Raw genomic sequence first — 21,384 nt, forward strand, 5'->3', positions numbered from 1 at the left:
TGCGCAACACGGGTGTTCTGCTCGCGCCCAAGAGTTTTCGAACGCAGAAAAGGGGATGACAGTGCCCACGTCCAGGCCGTCGACTTCGGGACTCGCGCTCACGCGCGCCCAGACGGGCGTATGGTTCGCTCAGCAATTGACCCCCGACAACCCGATTTTCAACACCTCGGAATGCCTCGAACTGCGCGGATCGGTCGATACGGACGCCCTGGTGGTCGCGGTTCGTCGTGCCGCCGACGACTGTGAGGCCCTGGTCGCGGCCTTCGAAACTCAGTCCGACGGTACGGTCGTCCAGTTTCCCGGACGCAGGCAACTCGACGACCCGCCCGTAGTGGACGTGCGCGGCGTGCCGGACCCGTGGGCCGCGGCCCACGAGTGGATGACGAACGACCTGGCACGCGCCATCGACCCGGCCGTCGACGTGTGTGTCCGCGCCGCCGTGCTCCGACTCGCGGACGACCGTGTCGTGCTGTACGTGTGCGGGCATCACCTCGTGTTCGACGCGTTCGGGTTCTCCCTGTTCAACCGCCGTATCGGCGAGCACTACACCGCGCTGGTCGCGGGGGCCGAGCCGCCCGCACACCGTTTCGCGCCCGTCGAACCGGTCGTGCTGGAAGAGCAGAGCTACCGCGAGTCCGACGCGTTCGCCGCCGACCGGGCGTTCTGGGCCGAGTATCTCGCGGACGTCGAGGAGGCGGTGGCACTGCGCCCCGGGGCGAGCGGAATCGCGCGCCGTTCCCGGGCTGTCCGATTCACCCTCGACGCACAGCAGCAGAACGCGCTTGCCGCACTCGGTAAATCCGCCCGCGGAAGCTGGGGCGATGCGGTGACCGCCCTGGTTGCCGCGTACCTGCGCGGTGCGACCGGACGGGACGACATCACCATCGGATTCCCGGTGATGAACAGGCTCGGTTCCGCCGCACTGAATGTGCCGATGACGGCGGTCAACGTCGTGCCGTTGCGACTGCGCCCCGCCGCCCGCGACAGCCTGTCCGGTCTCGTCGGGCAGGTCCGCGATTCGGTTGCCCGGTGCCGCAAGCACTACCGCTACCGCGGTGAGGACATCCAACGCGACCTGCGCCTGCCCGCCGGGTCGCGAGGCGTCATCGGCCCGTCCGTCAACGTCAAACCGTTCGGCGACCGGTTCCGCTTCGCCGACATCACCGCCGCCGTGCACTCGATCGCCCGCGGACCCCTCCAGGATTTCATGATCACGGTGCGGCCCCTCGACGAGAGCGCCGGCCTGGAAGTCTTCGTCGACGCCGACGCCGACCTCTACGACGAGGACGATCTGCGGATCCACGCCGCGCGTCTCGAGCAGTTGTTCGATTCGGTGACCACCCTCGATCCGGCGACAACGCTCGCGCAACTACCGATCCTCGTTCCCGCTGAGCGGACACGGATCCTGGAGCACTGGAGTGCATCCCCGGACGTCCCGGTCGAACCGGACCTGACTCTCGTCGATCTCCTGCACCGGCAGGCAGCCGTGACACCCGACGTGCCGGCCCTCGCGGACGCGACCACCACGCTGACCTACGCGGAGTTGCGCGCCCGGGTCGACCGGCTCGCGCGATACCTCGTCTCCGAAGGACTCGGCGACGCTGCCGAACCGAGGATCGCGATCGCCCTTCCGCGTACGGTCGACGCTGTCGTCGCGATTTTCGCAGTGCTCGAAACCGGCGCGGCCTACGTGCCGCTCGACATCGACCAGCCACTCGAGCGCCTCGCATACGTGCTGGCCGACGCTTCGCCCGTGTACGTACTCACCGACCGCACCACGGACGGACGGGTTGCGGACGCCGACGAGGCCACCCGCCGGATTCTCCTCGACGACATCGACACCGACGACCGCGTGGAGGCAGGTCTGCCGCCCGTCGGACGGTCCGGGCCCACGCCCGACTCGGTCGCGTACGTCATCTACACCTCCGGATCCACGGGACGACCCAAGGGCGTGGTCGCACCCCACCGCGGCCTGGTCAATCTCCTGCACAGCCACCGCGAGCAGGTGTTCACCCGCGCCGCACGCGAAGCCGGCCACGACCACCTGCACCTCGGTCTCGCGTGGTCGCTCGCGTTCGACGCCTCCGTGCAACCGCTGCTGTGGATGCTCGCCGGGCACACCCTCCACATCGTCGACGAATCCGCTCAGCGCGACCCCGCACGGCTCACCGAACAGGCGCTGCGCGAGGACTGGGACTTCGTTGAACTGTCCCCGGCGCAACTCGACCACGTCGTCGAGGACGGGATGCTTCCCGAGAACACCGTCTCCACCCTCGGCTTCGGCGGCGACGCGGCCACCGGCCGGCTGTGGGAGAACCTGCGCTCCCGCCGCGGCGCCGCGTTCAACTTCTACGGCCCCACCGAGTGCAGTGTCGACGCACTCGTGGCCGAGGTGCACGACAGCGAGACTCCCGTGGTGGGCCGGCCGGTCGCGAACCTGCGCGCCTATCTCCTCGACAGCGGTCTCGCCCCGGTGCCGCCGGGAACGGAGGGGGAGCTGTACCTGTCCGGTCCGGGTGTCGTCCGCGGTTATCTCGACGCACCCTCCCTCACCGCGACCCGGTTCGTCGCGAACCCGTTCGGGACGGGCTCGGCCGATCCCGCCCACGCGCGCCTCTACCGCACGGGCGACCGTGCGATGTGGACGGAGGACGGGAACATCGTCTACCGCGGCCGCGTCGACAACCAGGTCAAGGTTCGCGGGTTCCGTATCGAACTCGGGGAGGTGGACGCGGCGTTGCTGCGGCTTCCCGGTGTGGTGCGGGCAGTGTCGGCGATCCACACGGACGCTGCCGGTACCGCACAACTTGTGGGCTACCTCGTCGGCGATGCACTCGATCCGGCGGTCGCCCGGGCACAATTGACCGAGTGGCTCCCGGCAGCGATGGTGCCTGCCGCGCTCGTCGTGCTGGGTGAGCTACCGCTGACCTCGAACGGAAAGCTGGACCGGAAGGGTCTTCCCGCACCGGACTTCGCCACGCTCGTCTCCTCGCGAGCTCCGGCCACCGAACTCGAACGCCGCCTGTGCGAGCTGTTCGGAGAGATCCTGGGGCTCGACAGTGTCGGCGCCGACGACGACTTCTTCGCACTCGGTGGGCACTCGCTCTCGGCGGCAAAGCTTCTCGCCCGGGTGCGGGACACTCTCGGCGTCGAACTGGCGATCCGGGAAGTATTCGACCACCCGACTGTCGCCGGGCTGGCTGTGCGCTGCGCGAGCGCGGGTGTGGACGCCGGGCCCGCACGCCCACCGCTGGTCGCGAGGAACCACGGTGATCTCGTCCCGCTGTCCTTCGCGCAGCAACGGTTGTGGTTCCAGTTCCGGATGGAGGGGCCCAGCCCCACGTACAACGTTCCGCTGACCGTGCGGCTGCACGGTGACGTCGACGCCGACGCGATGCGCCGTGCCGTCACCGACGTCCTCGCGCGCCACGACAGCCTGCGCACGGTGCTGGCGGAACGGGACGGAACCGGGATGCAGCGGGTACTCGAGCACGTCGAGACACCGTTCGCGGTCGTGGAGACCGGCCCGGACACGGTGGAAGCAGACGTGAGGTCGGCGGCGCGCTACGCATTCGACCTCGAGCGCGAAACCCCGGTACGGGTGCGGCTGTTCACCGTCGCGCCCGGCGAGAGCATCCTGTTGCTGCTCGTGCATCACATCGCGAGCGACGAACTGTCCACGCCGATTCTGCTGCGGGACCTCGGAACTTTCTACGCCGCGCACACAGGTGCCGCCGTCGCCGAGCCGGCACCACTGCCCGTCCAGTACACGGACTATGCGGTGTGGCAGCGTGAACTGCTCGGTGACCCGAAGGACGAGACCGGGCTCGCCGGACGGCAACTCGACTTCTGGCGCACCGAGCTGGCGGGTATACCGGCGGAACTCGCACTGGTAACCGACCGGCCTCGGCCGGCCGTGGCATCGTTCGCCGGTGGAGGTGTCGAACTGGCCGTCCCGGCCGGGCTGGCCGATGCGGTCCGCGCCGCCGGCCGCGCCACCGGCACGACGATGTTCATGATGGCGCACGCCGCCGTGGCGCTGGCGCTCTCTCACAGCGGGGCGGGAGAGGACATCCCGATCGGCTCACCCACCGCGGGCCGGCCCGCCTCCGAACTCGACGATCTCGTGGGGTTCTTCGTCAACATGGTGGTCTTGCGCACCGACCTGTCCGGTGACCCGACCGTGCGGGAATTGCTGGCCCGCATCAAGAACGCCGACATCGCCGCGTACGCCCACCAGGACGTGTCGTTCGACCGGGTCGTCGAGGCACTCGACCCCGAGCGCAGTGCCGCCCGTCACCCGCTGTTCCAGGTGATGGTGCAGTACCGGAACCCACCGGCGCTGCGTGCGTTCGAGCATCTGGCGCCGGAGGTGTCCCTCGTCCCCAACGATGCCGCGATGTTCGATCTGACGTTCGACGTGGTGGACACACCGGACGGGTCCATGCGGGTGCGCGTCGAATACGCCCGTGATCTGTTCGACCACGACACCGCCGAGTCTTTCGCGGCGCGCGTGGTGCGTGGGTTCGCCGCTCTGGCAGGAGATCCCGACCGGCCCCTGTCCCGTGTGGACCTGCTCTCCGGCACCGAACGCGACTGGCTCCGCGCCGGCCGACCGGCACCGGAACCCGCACGCGCGGAACCCGTTCCGGAGACGCTCGTCGATCTGTTCGACCGCACGGTTGCCGCAGCGCCGCATCACCCCGCCGTCGTCTCCGCCGAGGGAACCCTGACGTTCGGGGAACTCGACGCGTGGTCCGACCGGATCGCGTGCCACCTCGTGGATCGCGGCGTCCGGGCAGAAACGGTCGTCGCGCTACGGCTCCCGCGCGGAAGCGCCGTGGTCGCCGCGATTCTCGGTGTTTGGAAGGCGGGCGGGGCATACCTGGCGATCGACCCGAACTACCCGCCCGAGCGCATCGACTACATGACGCACGATGCAGGCGTGACCGTCGTCCTCGACGAGAGTGCTGTCGCGGAGTGCGGCGATGCGAGCATGCCGTCGACGGCCACGGAACTGCGCGGTCGCGCCGGTGCGGACAACGTCGCCTACGTGGTTTACACGTCCGGTTCCACCGGTCTGCCGAAGGGCGTCGTCGTGCCGCACCGCGGTGTGGTGAATCTCTGGGAGACGGTACGTTCCGGTACCTACGGTGATCCGGCGGAACAGCGGCTGCGGGTGCTGCTCAGCTACACCTTCGCGTTCGATTCGTCGGTCGACCAATTGCTCGCGATGCTCGGCGGCCACACCGTGCACGTGCTTCCCGAAGAGCTGACCGCCGACGCCGACGGCATCGTCGGCTATGTCCGTGAGCATCGAATCGACGCCCTGGACTGCGCGCCGGTGCTGATGACGCAACTCGTCGCGGAAGGGCTTCTCGACGCGGCCGCGGATCACCGGCCGTCGGTGGTCGCCGTCGGCGGGGAGGCCGTGCCCGCCGAGCTGTGGGCCGGGCTCGCCGCCACTCCGGGGCTGCGCGCACTGAACATCTACGGTCCCACCGAGTGCACGGTGGACGCGACTGCCGCGGTCATGACGGCGGACGTGGGGCCGCATATCGGCGAGCCCATCGCCGGCGGTCGTGTACTGGTCCTCGACCGGTACCTGCGCCCCGTGGCGCCGGGTGTGCCGGGTGAGCTGTACCTCGGCGGCCCACACGTGACCCGGGGATACCTCGGCCGGCACAGCCTCACCGCCGGCAGGTTCGTGGCCGACCCGTTCGGCACACCGGGGAGCCGGCTGTACCGCACCGGCGACACGGTGCGGTGGACATCCCGCGCGCCCCACCGCCTCGAATACCTCGGCCGGACCGACGATCAGGTCAAGATCCGCGGTTTCCGTATCGAACTCGGTGAGGTCGAGGCGGTCCTCGCCGGCCATCCGGACGTGACGGCCGCCGCGGTGCTGGCCCGCGAGGACGAACCCGGACGCAAACGCCTCGTCGGCTACGTCGTGCCGGGGACCACGCGGGCGGACGGTGACGCGGTCCGGGCATACGTGGCCGACCGGCTGCCCGACCACATGGTGCCCGCTGCGTTGGTGGTGCTCGAGGAGTTCCCGCTGACCGCGAACGGCAAGGTGGACCGGGCTGCGCTCCCTGCCCCGGTGTTCGCGCCCGCGACGGCCGGCCGGGTGGCGGGCAGCGACATGGAGCGGCGGCTCTGCGCCGTCGTGGCGGAAGTGCTCGGACTCGACGCGGTCGGCCTCGACGACGACTTCTTCTCGCTCGGTGGTGATTCCATCGTGTCGATCCAGCTCGTGGCCAAGGCCCGCGCGGCGGGTCTGCGGTTCACCGCGCGGCACGTTTTCGAGCACCGGACCGTCGCGGGCCTGGCGCGAGTCGCCGAGGTGGATACGGGCCGACAGGAAACGGATGTCGCGGCGGCGCTCGGCAGCGTTCCGGCGACGCCGATCGTCCACGACCTGCTGGACCGAGGTGGGTCGTACGCCAGGTACGCGCAGTCCCGGCTGCTGCGGACCCCGGAAGGTCTCACCCTCGAGGCGCTGACCGGCGCCGTGCAATCCGTGCTCGACGTCCACGACGCGCTGCGTTCGGTGTTCGACTCGGCTGCACGCGTTCTCGAGGTCCTGCCGGTGGGGTCGGTGACGGCTGCGCACGTGGTCACCCGGGTCGACATCTCCGGCCTGAACGACCCGTCCGCGGTGATGGTCGCGGCGACCGAGGAGGCGTACGCAGCGCTGGACCCCGGGTCCGGGGAGCTCGTGCGCGTCGTGTTCTTCGATCCGGGCCCCGGCGCGCAGGGCCGGGTGCTGCTCGCGGTGCACCACCTGGTGGTCGACGGTGTGTCGTGGCGGATTCTGGTCCCGGATCTCGCCGAGGCCGTCGCGGGGACCGCGCCGCTTCGGTCCGGTACTCCGTTGCGGGTCTGGGCACGCGGCTTGCTCGATGCCGCGCCGGCGCGGCGATCCGAACTCCCGTTGTGGCGTCGCATCACGGCGCCCGACGGCCGTACCTCATTTGCCTCCCGCCCCGTGGATCCCACGCGGGACACGATGTCCGCGACGGCGCAGGCGCATGTCGACGTGCCGGTCGCGGTGACAGAGGCTCTGCTCACGACGGTGCCCGAGCAATTCCATGCGGGTGTCGACGACGTTCTGCTCACTGCGCTGGCACTTGCCACAGCCAGAGTGTGCGGTGCGGGTGCGGTGGTGGTGGATCTCGAAGGGCACGGACGAGAAGAGCAGGTGGTGCCCGGCGCCGATCTGTCGCGCACCGTCGGATGGTTCACGAGCCTGTACCCGGCGCGGCTCGATGTGTCGGGGGCAGACCTCGACGACGCCTTCGCGGGTGGCCGGAATGCAGGAGAGGCGCTCAAGAAGGTCAAGGAGCAGCTCCGCGAGATCCCGGACAGCGGTGTCGGATTCGGGATTCTCCGTCATCTCGACGAGCAGGGACGGCAGGTTCTCGCGTCGGCGGCCGCTCCGGAGATCGGGTTCAACTACCTGGGCAGACTGACGCTGGGTGAAGCGGAGGGACAGCCGTGGTCGAGCGCGCCGGAATCGGCGGGCCTCGGCGGCGCCACAGAGGCCGACATGCCGGTGAACCACGCGCTCGAAATAGGTGTGTTCACCGAGGAAACGGGGGAGGGTCCGGTCCTCCGGGGCACGTTCGGTTACAGCCCGGCGCTGGTGCCCGAGCACGTGGTCGCAGACCTCGTGGAGAGTTGGGTTGCGGCATTGCAGGCACTTGCCGGACACGCGGAGTCGGGGGATGCAGGCGGCTTCACCCCGTCGGATCTGACTCTCGGCGGCCTCGATCAGTCGGAGATCGACGAGTTCGCCTTGGAATTCGGATGATCGTGACGCTTGGCGTGGCCAATTGTTTCGGTTAGCCTAACCAATCGTGACCGGGGGTACATCCCGGCGAGAACACATCTGGGAGACATGTCATGCGGGTTCTTGAACGTAGCCGGGCGCGTAGCGTCGCGGTTCTCGGTGCGGCTGCGCTGCTCACGGCCGGCCTGGTGGGCTGCTCGAGCGACAACGGCGATGCTTCGGACGGCACGGAGGCCGCGGCCACCCGGACGTTCGAGGCGCAGAACGGCTCCATCGAGATCCCGGCCGACCCGCAGCGCATCGTCGCGTGCGGCTACGCCGCGTTTCCGCTCATCCAGGCCGGGGCGAACCTTGCCGCGGTGTGCGAATGGACCCGCGAGATCGGGAGCATGGACGAGGAGACCCTCGCTGCATACGAGGAACTGCCGAAGGTGGCACCCGACGGAGCGGCGAGTGAGCTGAACTACGAGGCCATCACGGCTGCCGAGCCCGACCTGATCATCATGGGCGTTCCGGCCCGCGTGCAGTCCCAGGTGGACATGGCCAAGCTCGAGGCCCTTGCGCCGGTCGTCTTCCTCGGCCCCACCAACCCCGGCGACTGGCGCGCGCTCGGCGACCAGTACGCCGACGCAGCCAACGTCGGTGACGCCTACGGAGAGTTCAAGTCGGAGTACGAAGCGCGCGCCGCCGAGATCGCGGACAAGTACGGGGATACTCTCGGCAGCCTGAACTTCGCCGGCCTGTGCAGCACCTGCGGCACCGAGCCGGGTGAGTTCTTCCGCGAGTACAAGTCGTCCTACACCACCAACCTGTTCGACGACCTCGGCTTCACGTTCCCCGGTGAGCCCGTCGATCCCGCAGACGTCCACGGCGAATACGTCTCGCTCGAGCAGTTGCCGCAGAACCTCGCGGACGCAGACGTGATCGTCTACGGCCTCGAAGCGGACGGCTCGGTCTCTGCCGAACTCCAGGAAGTCTTCGATTCACCGCTGTGGCAGAACCTGCCCGCCGTCAAGGCCGGCAACCTCGTCGGCGTCCAGCACGCCAACGCCGCCACGTACGAAACCGCGCTGCTCGCACTCGACTCCATCGACGCCGCGCTCGAAAAGCTGCCCGCGAACCAGAAGCAGTAACACCGTCGCGGTCGATCACCGCGGCTGCCACCGACCGAACGGCCCCCGATGTCCCCGACTCGGGGGCCGTGTTCGTCGTGCCCGACAAGCTCGTCTCCGCCCCGGAAAGCAGTCATGACTCACTCCACTGCGCTCGAAGACATCGTTCCGCTCTCACCGTTGCAGCAGGGTCTGCTCTACCTGAGCACGATCGCTGCTCCCACCGAGCCCGCCGCCGGCACAGACGGCAGCGCCGAGCCCGACGCGTACACCGTGCAGTCGGTCCTGCGCCTGTCGGGAACGGTGGACGAGGATCGCATGCGCACGGCAGCGCAGGCGCTGCTCGATCGGCATGCGTCGCTGCGGACGTGTTTCCGTCCACGAAAGGACGGACGCACTGCAGGACTTGTCGTGCGCGGTGTCGAAGCGCCTTGGCGAAGCGCCGATCTGACGGGAACACCCGGCCCGGAAGCGGAACGGCGCCTGCAGGATCTGATCGATGCCGACCTCCGCCACTGGTTCGACCTCACCCAGCCCCCGCTCGTGCGATGGCACTTCGTCCGGTTCGGTACCGACGACGTGCGGCTGCTCCTCACCACGCATCACATCGTCGTCGACGGATGGTCGACACCGATCATGGTGCGGGAACTCCTCGAGCTGTATGCAGCGGGCGAGTCGGCCGCGCGCGCCGGTACGGTGCTCGGTCCGGTGCGGCCCTATCGCGACTACCTGGCGTGGCTGGAACGACAGGATCACGACACCGCGCGCCAGCTGTGGCGCGAGACCCTCGCGGATTTCACCGAGCCGAGCCTTGTTGCCCCGCCCGGCTCCACGCGCGCCGCGGAGCCGTGCGCCGAGCTGGCCGTCACCGTGCCCCCCGGCCTCGCCGAGCGTCTCGGCACGTTGACCCGCACGGCAGGCGTCACCTTCAACACCGTGCTGCAGACCGCGTGGGCGATGCTCCTGTCCGGTCTGCTCGGCCGCGACGACATCGTGTTCGGCGCGACCGTGTCGGGCCGCCCAGCCGAACTGGCCGGGGTCGAATCCATGGTCGGCTTGTTCATCAACACCGTCCCCGTCCGCGTCCGGCTCGACCCGCGCGGAACCGTCACCGAGACACTGCGACGGGTCCAGCTCGACCAGTCACGCACGGTGGACCACCAGTACCTCGGGCTCGCGGACATCCAGCGCGACGCCGGGATCGGCGAATTGTTCGACACTCTCACCATCTTCGAGAGCTACCCGGTGGACCGCGAGGCGCTCGAGCGCGCGCAACAGTCCGGCGGCGTCACCATCGCCGGCGTCGAGGCCCACGACGCCACCAACTATCCGCTCGTCCTCACCGCGGGACTTGCCGACGACCTCGTCGTCAAGCTCGACTACCGTCCGGCGCTGTTCACCCACGACGACGCGGCGGCGCTCGGGTCCCGGCTCGTCGCGATCCTCGAGGCCCTCGCGTCCGATGCGGATGCGCCCGTCGCGGCACTGGACGTGCTGCCCGGGGCCGAGCGCGAGCAGGTGCTCGGAGCCTGGTCTTCGGGAGCCGGTTCTTTCGCGGCTGCCGAACCTGCCACGGGCACGGTCGTGGATGTGCTCACCCGGCAGTTCCGGGCGCGTTCCGGAGATCTCGCGGTGGTGAGCGGCGACCAGCGGCTCACGTTCGAGGAGCTGGGCGCAGAGTCCGCCCGCCTCGCACGGCTGCTGATCGCACGAGGCGTGGGACCCGACGACCGTGTCGGGCTCGCACTGCCGCGCACTGCCGTGATGGTCGAGGCGATCGCGGCGGTGCTCGCCGCGGGCGGGGCGTACCTGCCGCTCGACCCGTCGTACCCGGCCGACCGTTTGAAGCACATGGTGACCGACGCTGCGCCGGTCGTCGTGATCAGTACGTCCGCAGTCGCCGGAGAACTCGGTGACGTGCTCGCCGGAGTCGACGTGCTGCTGCTCGACGATCCCGGCGTGGAGCGGGCGCGTGCCGAGTTCCCGGCGCACCCGGTTACGGACGGCGACCGTTGCGCACCGCTGCACGCGGGACACGCTGCCTACGTCATCTATACGTCCGGCTCGACGGGGACTCCGAAGGGGGTCGTCGTCTCCCACGACAACCTCGCAGATCTTCACGCGGCACAGAGAAAGACGTTGATGCTTCCCGGGATACGGGAGCCGCGCGGAGACCAGTGGCGTGTGCTGCTGACGTACCCGTTCGCATTCGACTCCGCCGTCGCCGCGCTCACGTGGTTGTTCGACGGGCACACCCTGCACCTCCCGGACGACGACCGCCGGACCGACGTGCAGTACCTCGTCGAGTACGTCCGCGCCCATCGCATCGACTACGTCGACACGGTGCCCGTGCTCATGACCCGTTTGCTCGAGGGCGGCCTCCTCGATCCCGCATACCACCGGCCTGCCAAGGTGACCGTCGGCGGCGAGGCCGTGAGCGGCGACCTGTGGCACACGCTCGCCGGATCCGGCGTCGAAGCCTTCAACTGCTACGGCCCCACCGAGTGCACCGTGGACGCCTCGTATGCCCCCATCTCCGGCGGGCCGGTCACGATCGGCGGGCCGATGCCGGGCACCCGGCTGTACGTGCTCGACCACTGGTTGCGCCCCGTCGCGCCCGGCGTGACAGGAGAGTTGTATGTCGCCGGAAACGGTGTCGCGCGAGGGTATCTCGGGCGACCGGGCCTGAGCGCCGACCGCTTCGTGGCCGACCCCTGTGCCGGGTCCGGCGAGCGCATGTACCGCACCGGCGACGTGGTGCGCTGGACCCGCGCGGGCGTTCTGGAATACGTGGGCCGAGACGACGACCAGGTCAAGATCCGCGGCTACCGCATCGAACCCGCCGAGGTCGAGGCCGCGACCGACGCCTATCCGGGCGTGCGGGCGTCCGTGGTCGTTCCGCACACGGACGGCAGGGGAGTGACCAGACTGGTCGCCTACGTGGTGGCCGACGACGCCCTCGAGCCCGCGGACCTGCGTACCGCCCTCGCCGCGCGCCTGCCCGAGTACATGGTTCCCGCCACCGTGGTCGTGCTGCCGGCTCTACCGGTGACGGCGAACGGAAAAATCGACAAAAAGGCCCTTCCCGAACCGGATTTCGCGGCTCTGGCCGGTTCCGGCGAGGCGACCACCGAGCTCGAGACGACGCTGTGCAGTGCGTTCGCCGACGTACTCGGTCTCGAACGTGTGGGCGTCGACGACGACTTCTTCACCCTCGGCGGGGACTCCATCGTCTCGATCCAGCTGGTGGCGCGACTCCGGGCCGCGGATATCCAGGTCACCGCGCGTCAGGTCTTCGAACTGCGCACCCCCGCTGCGATCGCGGCGGCGCACGACACCGCGTCCGCAGCAGAGGTGGGACGCGAGACGACCTCGGCCGTCGGACCGGTTCCGCTCACTCCGATCGTTCACGACACGCTCACGCACATGCCTGCCCACACACTGCGGACATTCACCCAGTCCCGCCTACTGGTGACACCGGCGGGTCTCGGCACCGGTGACCTCGTCGCCGGTGTCCGTGCGCTGTTGACGACCCACCACATGCTCCGGTCGCGCTTCACCGTCGGCACGGACGCCGACGGGAACGACTCTGCCTCCTGGATCGTGCCCGACGAGGTACCCGATGCCGAGGGGCTGGTCCGGCACGTGGACGTGCGGGGACTCGACGCCGCCCGGTGGCAGGCGGAGTTCACCGCCGCCCAGGATGCTGCCCGGGCCGCGATCGATCCCGCCGCCGGCGTGATGGTGCAGCTCGTCTTCTTCGACGCCGGACCCGAGGTGCCCGGCCGCGTGCTGGTGACGGTGCACCATCTCGTGGTCGACGGGGTGTCCTGGCGCATCCTCGTCCCGGACCTTGCGAGTGCGGTGGACGGTGCCCGCCGTGGTGCCGCCGGTGCGCTCGAGGAACCGCGAACCTCGTTCCGGGACTGGGCGACCGGACTCGCGGAGGCCGCACACTCGGATCGGGTGACACAGTCCCGCCCGGTGTGGTCGCGGTCCTGCACGGACACCGCGGGCGGCGCGAGCGAGCAGACCGCGCTCGGTTGCCGCGCGCTGGACCCCGCCCGCGACACGGTGTCGACCTCGGCGTCGGTCGAGGTACGCGTCCCCGGCGACATCACCGCACGCATCCTCACCTCCGTGCCCGCCGCCTTCCGCACCGGCGTCGCCGATGTCCTGCTCGCGGCCCTCGCGATGGCGGTGACGTCGGTCCGTGGCGGATCGGCGGTGCGGGTGCACCTGGAAGGACACGGCCGCGAGGAGCACATCGTGCCCGGCGCCGACCTCTCCCGCACGGTCGGCTGGTTCACCTCGATGTATCCCGTCGTCCTCGACCTCGGCGCATCTCCCGACAACCCCGCCCTCTGCCTCGCACACGTCAAGGAGTCGCTGCGCGCGGTGCCGGACAACGGAATCGGATTCGGGATCCTGCGGCGCCTGTCCGGCGGGAACGACGATCTGTTCACCGGCTACCGCGCCCCCGAGATCGTCTTCAACTATCTCGGACGCATGACGCTCGGAGAGACCGCGTCGGCTCCGTGGTCGGCGGCTCCCGAGGCTGCCGCGCTCGGCGGATCCGTCGACCCGGCCACGCCGCTCGATCATGTGCTCGATGTCAACGCGATCACCGACGACGGCCCGGACGGTCCGGTGCTGTCCGCCGAATTCACCTATGCCACCGGCGTACTGGACGCCACGACGGCAGAGCGGATCGCCCGCGCCTGGGGCGATGCGCTCGCCACCCTGTCTCGTGTGGCAGACGAACCCGCCGCAATCGCCCTCACCCCGTCCGATCTGACGGCGACCGGGCTGACCGTCGAGGAGACGGCGGAACTCGACCGCGCGGTCACCGGCGGGCTCGAGGACGTCGTGCCGCTGACCCCGCTGCAGCGCGGCATGTACTTCCTGTCGGGACTCGACGAGGACAGCGTCGACGTCTACACGATGCAGTCGGTTCTCGATCTCGACGGTGCAGTCGACACCGTGCTGCTGCGCCGCAGCATCTCCCGTCTCATCGAACGGCATGCAGTGTTGCGCACCGGTTTCCGGATCTCCGGTTCGGGTGTCCCGATCGGGGTCGTCGCAGCCACGGTCGAGACGCCGTTCGAGGTGATCGACCTGTCCGCGGCCGCCGACCCTACCGGACGCGCCCACGCATTCGTGGAGTCCGACCGTGTGGACCGGTTCGCTGCCGACACCGCACCGCTCGTCCGCTTCCGCCTCCTGCAGTTGTCCGGTGACCGGTCGCGCCTGGTGTTCACCGCACACCATCTCGTCCTGGACGGCTGGTCCACTCCGCTGCTGGTGCAGGAACTGTTCCAGATCTACGCGGCCGGCGGGGACACGTCGGGTCTGGCCCGCGCGGTGCCGTTCACGGACTACCTCGCCTGGCTGGACCGCCAGGACGGTGCCGCCGGACTCAAGGTGTGGCGCGAGGCGTTGTCGGGGGTCGACGAACCGACACTCGTCGCACCGGCCGGGTCGTCGATGCAGGCCGAACTGCCCGGCGAACTCACGATAGCGGTACCGGACGCGCTGTCGGAGCGGCTTCTCTCCGTGAGCCGCTCCCGCGGTGTCACGGTGAACACCGTGGTGCAGACGGCGTGGGGACTGCTGCTCGCCGCGCTCACCGGACGGCCGGACGTGGTGTTCGGCGCGATCGTGTCGGGGCGCGTGCCGGACGTCCCCGGCGTGGAGTCGATGATCGGACTGTTCATCAACACCGTCCCCGTGCGGGTCCGGACTTCAGCCGACGAGTCGGTCGCAGAGTTGCTCTCGCGCATACAGTCCGAGCAGAACCGGGTGATGGATCACCAGTACGTCGGTCTCGCGGATGTACAGCGTGCCGTAGGAGTGGGTGAACTGTTCGACACCCTGCTGGTGTTCGAGAACTATCCGGTGGACCGTGACGCCCTCGACCGCGCCCAGCGCGACAGCGGAGTCCGGGTGTCGGCGATGAACGGCACGGACGCCACCAACTTCCCCCTCGTCCTCGTCGCGGGGCTGCAGGACACGCTGCGCCTGGTGCTCGAATACCAGCCTGCGGTCTTCGGTGAACACGACGCCGCAGCCGTAGGACAGCGACTCGTCCGGATCCTCGAGCAACTCGTCGCAGACCGGCCGGTGCCCGTCGCGCACCTCGATGTGCTGACCGACGCGGAACACCGGGACGTGCTCGACCGGTCGGATACCCCGCACGCACCCGCTTCGGGAGCGGCCACGGTTGCCGACCTGCTCGACGCGCAGATCGCCCGCACCCCGGACGTTCCGGCAGTCGTGTCCGGCGCGGTGACAGTGTCCTTCGCCGAACTCGGGGACCGGTCGGCCCGTCTGGCGCGTCTGCTGATCGATGCAGGCGTCGGCCCCGAGACGGTCGTGGGATTGGCCCTGCCCCGGTCCCAGCACATGATCGTGGCCATCGCCGCCGCCATCCGGTCGGGTGGCGTGTACGTCCCCATGGACCCGTCCTATCCCGCCGACCGCCTGGCGCACATGATCGCGGACTCCGGACCGTGCGTGATCGTGACCACCGCGGACGTCGCCGGCCGGATCGACGCCGTCGCGGGGGACACCCCCGTGGTCGTTCTCGACGACCCCGCGACCCGGAATGCCCTCGCGTCGCTGCCGGCGACCCCCGTGACCGACGCGGACCGTCGCGCGGCGTTGCAGCCGGACAACGGCGTGTACGTGATCTACACATCGGGATCGACCGGCTTGCCGAAGGGCGTCGCCGTCACCCACGCCAATCTGCTCAACCTGTTCGACAGCCACCGCGCCGACCTCTACGTGCCCACGGTCGCCGCGTCGCAGCGCGAGGTCGTCGGCGTGGGCCACGCGTGGTCGTTCGGCTTCGACGCGTCGTGGCAGCCCACGCTCTGGATGTTCGACGGCCACACCGTGCACGTCTTCGACGAGGACACGATGCGTGATCCGGAACGGATGGTCGCCTACACGATCGAGCACCGGCTCGACTTCCTCGAGGTCACGCCGTCGTTCCTCGACCGGATGCTCGCCGCGGGGCTCTACGACCATCCGCACCGGCCCGCCACGGTGGGATTCGGCGGTGAAGCCGTCAACCCCGCGTCGTGGCGCCGCCTTCGGGAACTCACCGACGGGCGCGCATTCAACCTGTACGGGCCGACCGAATGCACCGTCGACTCCCTCGTCGGCAAGGTCACCGACGCCGATACCCCGTGTCTGGGCAGAGCGGTGCACGGCGGCGGCGCCCACGTCCTCGACGCGATGCTCAGGCCCGTTCCGACGGGCGTGGCGGGCGAGCTCTACATCTCCGGAGACGGTGTCGCACGCGGCTATCTCGGCCGTCCCGACCTCACCTGCACCCGGTTCGTTCCGAACCCGTTCGGCAGCAGCGGATCCCGGTTGTATCGCACCGGTGATGTCGTCAAGCGGGTGGCCGGTGCGGACGGCAACACCGTGCTCGAATTCCTCGGTCGCGGCGACGACCAGGTCAAGATCCGGGGTTTCCGCGTCGAACTCGGCGAGGTCGAAGCGGCCCTCACGGCAGTACGCGGCGTACGCGACGCGGTCGTGGTCGCGCACACCGACAACCGCGGCGTGGTCCGTCTCGTCGGCTACGTGACGCCGGACGGCGACGTCGACCCGGCCGCCGTACGGACGGCGACCGCGGTGACATTGCCCGACTACATGGTCCCCGCCGTCGTCATGGTGCTCGACCGATTCCCGGCGACCGTCAACGGCAAGGTCGACCGGAAGGCGCTGCCCGAACCGGATTTCGCGGCGCTCGTCGGGTCGCGGGAACCGAGCACTCCCGCAGAGGCTGCGCTTGCCGCCGTCGTCGCAGACGTCCTCGGCCTGGACCGCGTCGGTGCCGACGACGACTTCTTCTCCCTCGGAGGAGATTCCATCGTCTCGATGCAGCTCGTCTCGAAGGCGCGTGCTGCCGGCGTGCGGATCACGACCCGCCAGGTCTTCGAACTGCGCACCGTCGCCGACCTCGCCGCGGCGGCCGACACGGCCGGTCCGGTGCACGACCGGGTCTACGGCACCGACGAGGCGATCGGTGACGTGCCGCTCGTGCCGATCGTGTGGGAGGCCCTCGGCTGGGGAAGCGACCTCAGCCGCTTCTCCCAGGCCCGGTTGCTCGTTGCCCCGTCCGGGCTGACGTTGCCCACGTTGCAGACGGCGGTGACCGCGCTGCTCGGTGCGCATCCGATGTTGCGGTCCCGGTTCTCCGCCGGTGGCGCTCGTCCGGCGTGGACGGTCCCGGCGGAGCACGCGCCGGAGATCCCCGCCGTCGACGCACTGGTCCGGCGCGTCGATGCGACGCATCTCGACGAGGCCGGCGTCGACGACCCACGGTGGCAGGACCTGTTCGCTGCCGAACGGGAACGGGCCTATTCCTCGCTCGACCGGGAAGCGGGCGTGATGCTCCAGGTGGTCTGGTTCGACTTCGGGCCCCGGACCGCAGGCCGTGTTCTCGTCGCCGTTCACCACCTGGTCGTGGACGGGGTGTCGTGGCGGATCCTGGTCCCGGATCTGGCGGACGCGGTCGAGCAGGCCGCCGGTGGCGGAACCATCCGGCTCGCCGCCTCCGGTACCCCGTTCCGCGCCTGGGCCACCGGACTCGCGGAGGCGGCACGATCGAAGCGGGTCGTCGAGTCCTGGCCCGCCTGGGAACCTGCCCTGTCGGCATCCGAGCCGTCCCTGGGAGAGCGCGACCTCGATCCTTCCGTCGACACCGTGTCCGCGCTCCGCTCGGTCCGCGTGCGTGTCCCGGTCCCCGTGACCGAACGGGTGCTCGCCGGTGAGTCGATCAACGAGGCACTGCTCACCGCGCTCGCTCTGGCAGTGGCGTCGGTGCGTGGCGGTGACACCGTTCGTGTCGAACTCGAGGGCCACGGTCGCGAGGAGGACGTGGTGCCGGGCGCCGACATCTCCCGCACGGTCGGATGGTTCACATCGATGTTCCCGGTTGCCCTCGACCTCACCGGAATCGACATCCACGACGCGCTCGAGGGCGGCCCGGCCGCAGGTGACGCACTCGCTCGCGTCCCTCGGTCGCTGCGCGCTCTGCCGGACAACGGGATCGGTTTCGGTGTGCTGCACCGCTTCAATCCGGACTTCGCGGATCGGTTCGCCGGGTACCGCCGACCCGAGGTGGTGTTCAACTACCTCGGCCGGATGACGCTCGGCGAAGAGACCGGCGCCCCGTGGTCGGGCGCCCCCGAAGCGCCGGCACTCGGCGGGTCGGTGGATCCGTCGACACCGCTCGATCACGTCCTGCAAGTCGACGCGATCACCGAGGACACCGAGGACGGACCCGTCCTGGACTGCGAATTCGCCGCGGCCACCGGAGTTGTCGGCGCCGGCACCCTCGAACTGCTGTCGCAGCGCTGGGTGCAGGCACTGACCGCCCTCGCCGGCCGCCGATCCCCGGTCGCCTGAACTACTTTCGTACCGTCAGCAGAAGGAGACAGACATGTTGGACCGCGCGACCATCCTCGCCGATACCGCCCGCATCCTGGAGGTGGAGCCGGACGAGCTCGACCCGACGGTGAATCTGGTGGATCAGGGCCTCGATTCGGTGCGCCTGATGGCGCTGATCGAACAGTGGCGCGGCGCGGGCGCCGACATCGATTTCGTGTCGCTCGCGTCCGAACCCGACCTCGAGCAGTGGTGCGCCCTGCTCGCCGGACAGTGAGCGGACCGCCGTGGCCCTCCTGGAGAAACTGACCATCGATCTCGATCCGATCCGTACCAGTCGCGAGTTCCGGTACCTGTTCACCGCGCGGGTGGTGTCGCTGCTGGGCCTCGGGTTTCTCATCGTCGCGGTCCCGGTGCAGGTCTACCAGCTCACCGGATCCACCGCCCAGGTCGCGGCAGTGACCGCGGTCCTCGGAATCACCACGTTCGCCGCGACTTTCGTCGGCGGTGTCCTGGCGGACCGGTTCGACCGGCGCAACGTGATCGCCATTGCGCGAGGGACCGCGGCGGTGGCCTTCGCGCTGCTCGCCGTCAACGCCTACCTGCCCGAGCCGCAGATGTGGGCGATCTACCTCATCTCCGTCGTCGACGGGGCGGCGGGCGGTATCTCGGCGACCGCGCTGATGGCCGTCACTCCCAGCCTGGTGCCGCGCGACAAGCTGGCGGCGGCGGGCGCCCTCATGGCGCTCACCGCGGATCTCGGCTCCATGGTGGGCCCGGCACTGGGTGGTGTCGTGATCGCCGCCGGTGGGGTGGGCCTGGCCTACGCGTTCGCCGCGTTCACCACCGTGATCACCACCTTCTGCATCACGCGGCTGCCACCGCTGCCGCCGGCGACGGTGTCCGTCGAATCACCGCTGAGATCGATCGCCGCGGGTTTCACGTATGCGTTCCGCAACCGGGTGATCGGCCAGGTTCTCGTCGTAGGTTTTGCCGCGATGCTGCTCACCGGCTGGGCAGTGCTGCTCCCGGCGTTCGCCGACCGCGTGCTCGGCGCGGGGCCGTCGGTGGTCGGGTTGCTCTATGCCGCGCCGGCTGTCGGTGCCGTTCTCGGTTCGCTCACGAGCGGCTGGACGGGTTCCGTCCGACGGTCCGGTCTGGTCGTCTTCGTCCTCATGGCCGTCTCGGCCGCAGGGCTCGCCGGAGCAGGCGCGACCGGCGTGACCGCGGTCGTGCTGCTGGGCCTGGCAGCGTACGGATTCGGCGACTCGCTCGCCGATGTGATGCGGTATGCGACGGTGCAGCGCAACACCGCCGACGAGTACCGCGGGCGTATCGCTGCGGTGTGGTCTGCCCAGGTGACTGCGGGTACGTCGCTCGGTGCGATCGCCGCCGGTGTGATCGCGTCGGTGGTGCCGATGTCGATGGCGCTGACGGTGTACGGAGTCGCCGGCATCGTGCTCGTCGTCGTGATGTGGACGTCGTTCCCGACGTTGCGGCGTTTCGTGGACGACGATCAGTTCGAACCTGCGTCCTGACCGCGGTACCAGGGAAAGGCGAACTGTACCGGGCGGCAACGAATCCTCTCGACGGAGTCCGGGCGGCGGCCCGGCCGAGTAGGGTTCGATGTCCGACCGTGGGAGGTGCCGTGAACCGATCCGTCGAGAATCCGGGCGACGAGTGGCCGAGTCTGCGTGTCGCAGACTGGGCCGCCACCCGCGACAGCCTGCACATGTGGCTGCAGATCGTGGGTAAGATCCGGTTGGTCCAGTCGCCGCCGGTGAACCATTGGTGGCACACGACGTTGTACGTCACGGCACGCGGCTTGGGTACCTCGTCGATTCCCTACCGCGGCGGTGTGTTCGACCTCGAATTCGATTTCTGCGAGCACAACCTCAACATCCGTGCGAGCGACGGAGGCAGTAGCGCCGTCCCGCTCACGGCGCAGCCCGTGTCGGACTTCTACTCGCGCACCTTCGGTGCTCTGGACGAGCTGGGCATCGAGACCCGGATCCATGGTGCGCCCAACGAGGTCGACCCGGCGATCCCGTTCGCGCAGGACCACCAGCACAGCGCGTACGATCCCGACGCGGCACACCTGTTCTGGCGGCAACTGCTCCGAGCCGACCGTGTCCTGCAGCAGTTCCGGGGCGAGTACCTGGGCAAGGTCAGCCCGGTTCACTTCTTCTGGGGAGCAATGGATCTGGCCTGCACCCGATTCTCGGGTCGCACCGCACCGCCACATCCCGGTGGAATCCCTCACTGCCCCGACGAGGTGATGACCGAGGCCTACTCGCACGAGCTGAGCAGCTGCGGATTCTGGCCCGGTGGTGGCGACGAGGGCGCCTTCTACGCGTATGCCTACCCCGCGCCGGACGGCTACGCGGACCGTCCTGTGCGCCCGGATGCCGCGTACTACTCCGCCGAACTCGGCGAGTTCGTGTTGCCGTACGAGGCGGTGCGCACGGCAGCCGACCCCGACGCGGAAGTGCTGGAGTTCCTCCGCAGCACCTACGACGCCGCAGCGGATCTCGGGAACTGGGATCGCGCGCACCTCGAGCGTCCGACGTAGCGCGCGCTCGGAGCCGGCCCGTCGGCGCTGCACGACCTTCGGGGGCAGGCTCGGATCTCAGAAGTGTGCGTTCCGGACGCCGTGCGCCCACAATTCGATCGCCGCGTATCCGTCGCCGACTCCTTGGGTGTACGCCACCAGCGCACCGTAGAGGCGGCTGCCTTCCGCGGCCAGTTCGATGGTGCCCACCCAGTCGGCCGCACGCGCCATGACGTGCGACGAGATGTCCGTGACGTCGCGCGTCGCGGCGGAGACCGCGGTGAACGACTCGTCTGCGATCCGGAAGGTCTCGGTCACGCCCCGCCAGTAGTACTCGGCGTCCATCGCGGAACGCAGTGACTGATAGTCGGTCGTGTCCTGCATGGCCCTGGCATTCCGAAGCTGGTTCGCCGCATGCTCGGACGATCCCAGCGGGACGTATGTCATGTCGTCGACGGTTTCGTTTCCTGCACGTCTGGTCCTCACCGCAGAGATGGTGCCCGATCGCGCGGCAGAAC

General features: G+C 69.5%; 7 protein-coding genes. 6 read left to right on the forward strand and 1 reads right to left on the reverse strand.

All coding sequences use genetic code 11. From position 1 onward, the window contains the following. Positions 1–61 precede the first annotated feature (61 nt). The 6 genes from ACFWU2_RS04135 to ACFWU2_RS04160 all read left to right on the forward strand — a co-directional run bounded on the left by ACFWU2_RS04135 (position 62) and on the right by ACFWU2_RS04160 (position 20,887). On the forward strand, positions 62–7,819 hold the full coding sequence (locus tag ACFWU2_RS04135; protein ID WP_378601288.1) for an amino acid adenylation domain-containing protein: 7,758 nt from the start codon (positions 62–64) through the stop codon (positions 7,817–7,819). A gap of 92 nt (positions 7,820–7,911) precedes the next feature. Further along, a complete protein-coding gene (locus tag ACFWU2_RS04140; protein ID WP_378601291.1) occupies positions 7,912–8,931 on the forward strand; it encodes an ABC transporter substrate-binding protein in 1,020 nt (339 codons plus the stop codon). Between the two features lie 114 nt (positions 8,932–9,045). Next, entirely contained in the window at positions 9,046–18,336 is a 9,291-nt protein-coding gene (locus ACFWU2_RS04145) for an amino acid adenylation domain-containing protein (RefSeq protein WP_378601294.1), read from the forward strand. Positions 18,337–18,370: 34 nt separating this feature from the next. Continuing rightward, positions 18,371–18,592 carry a phosphopantetheine-binding protein gene (locus ACFWU2_RS04150; RefSeq protein ID WP_378601297.1) on the forward strand — a complete coding sequence of 74 codons (222 nt, stop codon included), beginning with the start codon at positions 18,371–18,373 and terminating at the stop codon, positions 18,590–18,592. A 10-nt stretch (positions 18,593–18,602) separates the two neighbouring features. Then, on the forward strand, positions 18,603–19,853 hold the full coding sequence (gene entS, locus ACFWU2_RS04155) for an enterobactin transporter EntS (RefSeq protein WP_378601342.1): 1,251 nt from the start codon (positions 18,603–18,605) through the stop codon (positions 19,851–19,853). Between the two features lie 110 nt (positions 19,854–19,963). Then, positions 19,964–20,887, forward strand: coding sequence for a DUF5996 family protein (locus tag ACFWU2_RS04160; RefSeq protein WP_378601345.1), 924 nt, complete (start codon positions 19,964–19,966; stop codon positions 20,885–20,887). A 57-nt stretch (positions 20,888–20,944) separates the two neighbouring features. Here the strand turns inward: ACFWU2_RS04160 and ACFWU2_RS04165 are convergent, their stop codons facing one another. Next, a complete protein-coding gene (locus ACFWU2_RS04165) occupies positions 20,945–21,313 on the reverse strand; it encodes a hypothetical protein (RefSeq protein ID WP_378601348.1) in 369 nt (122 codons plus the stop codon). Positions 21,314–21,384: the final 71 nt, after the last annotated feature.

The organism is Rhodococcus sp. NPDC058639, assembly GCF_042717545.1.
Lineage (GTDB): Bacteria > Actinomycetota > Actinomycetes > Mycobacteriales > Mycobacteriaceae > Rhodococcus.